Consider the following 5,898-nt stretch of genomic DNA (forward strand, 5'->3'; position numbering starts at 1 on the left):
GCTCGCCGCCGCGGATCTGGTCGCCGACGAGGAGTCGCTCGGCAGGCCGCGCGCCGAGGCCGGCGTCGCGGAGAGGCTCGATTTGCTGGTGCAGACGGTGCTCGGGTCGAGTGCGCCCGCGCCGGTGATCGCGGCGGTGGTGCACGGCGAACTGCTGGCGCTGCGGCCGTTCGGGACCGCCGACGGTGTCGTCGCGCGCGCGGCGTCGCGGCTGGTCGCGGTGTCGAGTGGGCTGGATCCGCACAGTTTGGGAGTGCCGGAAGTTTTCTGGCTGCGGCGCAGGCAGGCGTATCTCGACGCGGCGGCGGCGTTCGGGAGCGGTGCGGCGGACGCGGTCGGCGGCTGGGTGCTGCTGTGCTGCGGCGCACTCGAGGACGGTGCGCGGGAGGCCACGTCGATCGCCGATTCGGCGTCGGGGTAGCCGGGCATCAAAACGGGCGGCGTTGTCGTTGTCGACCTCGCCGCCCGCGTAGCACGGACTACCCGGTTACCAAGCGTGCTGAGTGGGTTGTGTCCTTCGGCCTCGGCGATCGTCCGAACTCCGGCGGTTCATCCCCGCAACCTGTGCGAGGCCCTCGCCGACGAAGACCCGGATTTCGCAGGCCCACAACGCTTCTGCCCTTGTCGCGGCGCGCTCCGCGTGGGTGCCTGGTGCCCGTGCTGGGAAGGGTGGTTGGGAGACTGAACCTTCTCTTCCGGTCCTGCCTTGGCCTTCCGACCTTCCGTAGTTACCTTTTTACCCTGTGACAGCCCTCACATCAAGAGCTGCGAAGACATTCGATTGACGGCGTGTCGGTCGGCGTTTCGTGCTTCAATGCCTGGTCGCGACTTCTCGCGCAGGCCCCAGCACATGTCTCGGCAAGCCTGCCGCTCCCGCTCGAGCAGCACGGTGGACGCGGCCGTGCGCGGTGGCTAAAACTCAGCTGCGGCGGCGCAGCAGCCGATAGCTGATCGCGCCGGCCAGCACCGCGCTCAAGCCGACCGCCGCCGTCGCGGCAAGGGTGGTGGACGACGGCGCCTGGAAGCGGGCCCACAGCGACACCGGATTCGAAAAGGTCAGGATCGGCCAGCCTTTGGCCATCGCCTCCCGTCGCAGAGCGCGATCCGGATTGACGACGGTCGGGTGGCCGACGGCGTTCAGCAGCGGCAGGTCGGTCACCGAGTCCGAGTACGCGTAACAGCGCGCGAGATCGTAACCCTCACTGGCGGCGAGCTTTTCGATCGCGGCGACCTTGCCCTCGCCGTAGCAGTAGAACTCCACCTCGCCGGTGTACTTGCCGTCCGCGACGACCATCCGGGTCGCGGCCGTGTGCGAGGCGCCGAGCACCTCCGCGATCGGGCCGACGATCTCCTCGCCCGAGGCCGACACGATCACCACGTCGTGGCCCCGGATCTTGTGGTCGGCGATGAGATCGGCCGCCTCGGCGTAGATCAGCGGATCGACCAGCTCGTGAAGCGTCTCGGCCACAATGGATTTCACCTGTTCGACGTCCCAGCCCGCGCACATGTTCGTGAGATGGGCGCGCATCCGCTCCATTTGGTCGTGGTCGGCGCCGGAGAGCATGAACAGGAAGTGGGCGTAGCTGCTTTCGAGCACGTCGCGACGGTTCAGCAGGCCCTGCGCGTAGAACGGCTTGCTGAAGACGAACGTGCTCGACTTCGCGATCACGGTCTTGTCCAGATCGAAGAAGGCGGCGACGCGTCCGTCCGCGGTGGGTGAGTCCACCCGCTCAGCATAGGCGTACCCGCGCCGTGCGCCGGACGCGCGCGGGGGAGTCGCCGCGCCGGTGTAGGAACTGGGGACGGTCTGGGGACCGTGCCGGTGCGCGTCCGCCGAGGGTGTCCCGGCCGCGGCGACGGCCGCGAGCGGGGAGTTTGCCCCGCCGCTCCCCGGCCCGTAATCGCCGTAAAGTTATGCCGCGACAGACTTGCGTTGGAGGCGGGGCTTGGGTGTAGTATTGCTGGCACCTGGACATAGTCCAGGCGCGTTCAGCCCGACCCCCCGGGGCTGAACCCGACGGCCCCAGCCTCCTCCCCCCCCGGCTGGGGCCGTCCTCTATTTAGGGGAAGGTCCACATCGTGCTCGGCAGCGCACGAACCCCGCGTCGCGGCACATAAAAGTTCTCCACACCCCCGAGTTATCCACAATCGGCGGATCGCCTCTTCTGCCGTTCCTCGATTTCGGCCACGCTCGGCCGCATGAATCTTGAAGTGGCGCCGGACAACAGCAGCCCGCCACCGGCGCTCGTGCTGCTGAGCGACCCCCGGCTGCGTGACGAAGTACGACGCGTCGCCGCCGCGGCCGAACGCGCACTCGACGAACGCGCGCTGCCCGTCGGCAGACACGCGTGGACCGGAGCACCCCTGGTGATCCTGGACACAGTCGTCGCGCGGACCGCCGCCGAAGCCGGATATCTGCGCCGCGTCGGCGTCGTCCTGGTCGCCGACCGCGAACCAGCACTGTCCGATTGGCAGGCCGCCGCGTCCGTCGGCGCCGAGCGCGTGCTGGCGCTGCCCGACGCCGCCGAGGGACTTATCGAGATGTTTGCTGAGTACGGCGAACACCGCACCGGAGACGGCGTCGTCGTCGCCGTGGCGGGCGCCGCCGGGGGAGCGGGCGCGTCCACCCTCGCCGCCGCCGTCGCGCTGCGATCCGCCGCCGAAGGATTCCGGCGCGACACCGTCCTCGTCGACGGCGCACCCCTCGGCGGCGGTCTCGACCTGCTGCTCGGTATCGAGACAACCGCCGGACTGCGCTGGCCCGACCTGGTCGTCGAGGACGGAAGAGTCTCCGCCGCCGCGCTGCACTCCGCCCTGCCCATCGCGGCGCCCGGCCTCGCGGTGCTGGCCTGCGGCCGCTGCGGTGCGGGCCGGTTGCCACGCGAGATCGGACCGGCCGCCGTGCGCGCCGTCATCGAAGCAGGCCGTGCCGCAGGCGATTTGGTGGTCTGCGACATCTCCGGCGAACGCGGTCCGCACGCCGATCAAATGCTCGACTCCGCCGATCTGGTCGTGCTGGTCGTCCCGGCGCGGCTGCGTGCGGTCGCCGCGGCCGAGGCCGTCTCGGCGCATATCGGGCGGCGAAACCCGAACCAGGGCTTGATAGTCCGAGGCCCGGCGCCCGGCGGTCTGCGTGGGCCCGAGGTCGCCGAGGTGCTGGATCTACCGCTGCTCGCGGCCGTCCGCGCACAGGCCGGTCTGGCCGCGTGCCTGGAGCGCGGCGGGTTGTCCGTGCGCAGGCGGGGGCCGCTGCGGGACGCGGCCGACGCGGTGCTCGGGGTGTTGAGTGCGCCCGCTGGACATCGGCGATGAGGTCGGGGGCGCGGCGGTGGCCTGGCGAAAACCGCGTCGGCGCAACAGTTCGGCGAACCGCGAGGGGTGGGAGTGGATGCCGAGTACGGACAGTGGAGTGCCCGGAGCGTTGCGCTCGGCGGTCGGCGGGGAGCGGGCGATGAGGCTTCGATCGGCGGCTCTGTCGAGGCCGTGGGCTGCGTGTGGTCGTCGCGCTGCCGCACAGGTGATTCGGGTACGCGGCACGGCTATGTGGGGGTGGCCATGAGTGCACTGGTGACATCCGAGCTGCTGGATCGGGTGCGGGAGCGCCTGTCCGGGGGCGTGGGTGATCCGGATCCGGCACAGGTCGCCGCCGCCATCCGGGCGGAGGCGGGCGGGGTGCTCGGGGACACCGATCTGCTGCGGGCACTGCGGCTGTTGCAGACCGAGCTCACCGGGGCCGGGGTGCTCGAGCCGCTGCTCCACGATCCACAGGTCGCCGACGTGCTGGTCACCGGGCCGGACGCGGTGTGGATAGATCGCGGCCACGGCCTGGAGAAGACCTCGATCACCTTCCCGGACGAGGCTGCGGTGCGCAGGCTCGCGCAGCGCCTCGCCCTCTCGGCCGGTCGGCGACTCGACGACGCACAGCCCTGGGTGGACGGCAGGCTCTCCGGAACAGGGGCGGCGCTTGGTGATTCGTTCGGCGTGCGACTGCACGCCGTGCTCGCGCCGGTCGCGCACGGCGGCACCTGTCTTTCCCTGCGGGTGCTGCGCCCCGCCACCCAGGGCCTCGACGTGCTGGCCACTGCCGGCGCGGTGCCGCCCGACGCGAAACTGCTGTTGGAGCGGATCGTTCAGGCCCGGCTGGCGTTCCTGGTGGTCGGCGGGACCGGCGCGGGCAAGACGACGCTGCTGTCCGGACTGCTCGCCAAGGTGGGGCCGAATGAGCGGATCGTGTGCGTCGAGGACGCCGCGGAGCTCGCGCCGCCACATCCGCATGTGGTGCGCCTCGTCGCGCGCGTCGCGAACGTCGAGGGGGTCGGTGCGGTGACCGTTCGCGACCTGGTCCGGCAGGCGCTGCGCATGCGGCCCGACCGCATCGTCGTCGGGGAGGTCCGGGGCGCCGAAGTCGTGGACCTGCTGACCGCGCTGAACACCGGTCACGACGGCGGGGCGGGCACCGTCCACGCGAACTCCCCGCAGGAGGTGCCGGCCCGGCTGGAAGCCCTTGCGGCCCTCGGCGGAATGGACCGCGCCGCCCTGCACAGCCAACTCGCCGCCGCCGTACAGGTCGTGCTGCACGTGCATCGCCGGCCGGACGGCTCGCGTGGCCTGCGCGAGATCGGACTCGTGCGTCGCACCGACGACGGCCGCGTCCACATCGTCCCGGCCTGGCACGCAACCGGTTTCGCTCCCGCCGCCGACGACCTGACCCGGCTGCTCGAACAGAGGTTGGACCGATGATCGCCGCGTTCGCTTGTCTCGCCCTCGCGCTGCTCCTCGCGCCGACGACCGCCGCGCGTCGTCGGTTCACCGGACTGTTCGTCGCGCCGGTGACGGCGCGAAAGGTTCGGCAGCGCACCGTGCTTCGACTGGTTGCCGGTGGCGCGGTGGTGGCATTGCCCGTGTTCGGGTTCGGTCCGTTTCTCGCGGGGGCGATGGTGGCCGGCACGGTGGGCTTCCGGCTGCGCCGGGCGAGACGCGGTCAGCGCAGGGAGACCGAGTGCGCCCATCTGCTCGACGCGTTGGAGGCCGTGATCGGGGAGCTGCGGGTCGGCGCGCATCCGAGCGCGGCGGCCGAGGTCGCGGCCGGAGAGTCCCGTGGCGAGTCCGCCGAGGCCTTCGCGGTGAGCGCCGGGCGCAGCAGGCTGGGTGGCTCCGCGGCCGAGGGGTTACGCCGGCCGGATTCCATTGTGGCCGCGGAACTGTCGCGCATCGCCGACGCATGGCAGGTCGCTGAGCACCACGGCCTGGCCCTCGCCGAACTGCTGTCCGCGGCCCGCGCCGACCTGGTCGGCCGCATGCGATTCCACAGCCGCGCCACCGCCGCCCTCTCCGGCGCCCGCGCCACCGCCACCGTCCTGGCCGCCCTGCCCCTCCTCGGCATCGCCCTGGGCCAACTCATGGGCGCCGCTCCGCTCCACGTCCTCTTCGCCACCCCCGCCGGCGCAATGCTTCTTCCCCTAGGTGCCGCACTGGCTTGCACAGGCCTCCTGTGGACCGACGCCATCACCCGAAAGGTGAACGTATGAACCGGTTTCGGCCACATGTGCGTCCTCCAGCTGGACCGACGGTTACGGCTGAGTCTGCGACGTATCTCCGCGGCTGTCAGCGAGATTCGAGCTTCGAAGGGTGGTTGGAGGTAGAGGGTGGAGTTCACTGTGGGTTACCCGGCGCTGCCGACCCTGCTGCTTGCCGTCGCCCTGGTTCTGTTGCCGGGTCGGGTGGCGGTGAGTCGTCGGCTCCGGGCTCTTCGGCAACCGGAGCGGACGCCGACCGAGGCACCCTCGTCCCAGCGGAAGCTCGACCCGCTGGCTTCGGCCTCGGTGTTCGACCTCCTCGCCGCGTGCCTGCGCGCCGGGCTACCCATGGCGGGCGCCGCGCGGGCGGTGGCGCCCGGCG

The 5,898-nt window shown here is 71.4% G+C and carries 4 protein-coding genes and 2 pseudogenes; 5 read left to right on the forward strand and 1 reads right to left on the reverse strand.

Annotated elements, in window-relative coordinates; translation table 11 throughout:
- Window positions 1-421, forward strand: a pseudogene (locus tag ON39_RS01765) (oxidoreductase); the annotation flags it as partial.
- Window positions 422-919: 498 nt separating this feature from the next.
- Here ON39_RS01765 and ON39_RS01770 read toward each other — a convergent pair.
- The gene (locus tag ON39_RS01770; RefSeq protein ID WP_040730034.1) at window positions 920-1,726 is read right to left on the reverse strand and encodes an HAD-IB family hydrolase; all 807 of its coding nucleotides are present in this window, start codon (window positions 1,724-1,726) and stop codon (window positions 920-922) included.
- Window positions 1,727-2,199: 473 nt separating this feature from the next.
- Between ON39_RS01770 and ssd the strand changes: the two genes are divergently transcribed.
- The 4 genes and pseudogenes from ssd to ON39_RS01790 form a co-directional block, all read left to right on the forward strand.
- Window positions 2,200-3,312 (forward strand): septum site-determining protein Ssd, encoded by a 1,113-nt coding sequence (gene ssd, locus ON39_RS01775; RefSeq protein WP_051186200.1) that lies wholly within the window; start codon window positions 2,200-2,202, stop codon window positions 3,310-3,312.
- Window positions 3,313-3,555: 243 nt separating this feature from the next.
- Window positions 3,556-4,740: a TadA family conjugal transfer-associated ATPase gene (locus ON39_RS01780; protein WP_040730038.1), complete on the forward strand. Its 1,185-nt coding sequence runs from the start codon at window positions 3,556-3,558 to the stop codon at window positions 4,738-4,740.
- Window positions 4,737-5,528, forward strand: coding sequence for a type II secretion system F family protein (locus ON39_RS01785; protein WP_040730040.1), 792 nt, complete (start codon window positions 4,737-4,739; stop codon window positions 5,526-5,528). Before ON39_RS01780 ends, ON39_RS01785 begins: the two co-directional genes overlap by 4 nt.
- Window positions 5,529-5,645: 117 nt before the next feature.
- A pseudogene (locus ON39_RS01790) lies at window positions 5,646-5,898 on the forward strand (type II secretion system F family protein); the annotation flags it as partial.

Source organism: Nocardia tenerifensis NBRC 101015 (assembly GCF_000308715.1).
GTDB lineage: Bacteria > Actinomycetota > Actinomycetes > Mycobacteriales > Mycobacteriaceae > Nocardia > Nocardia tenerifensis.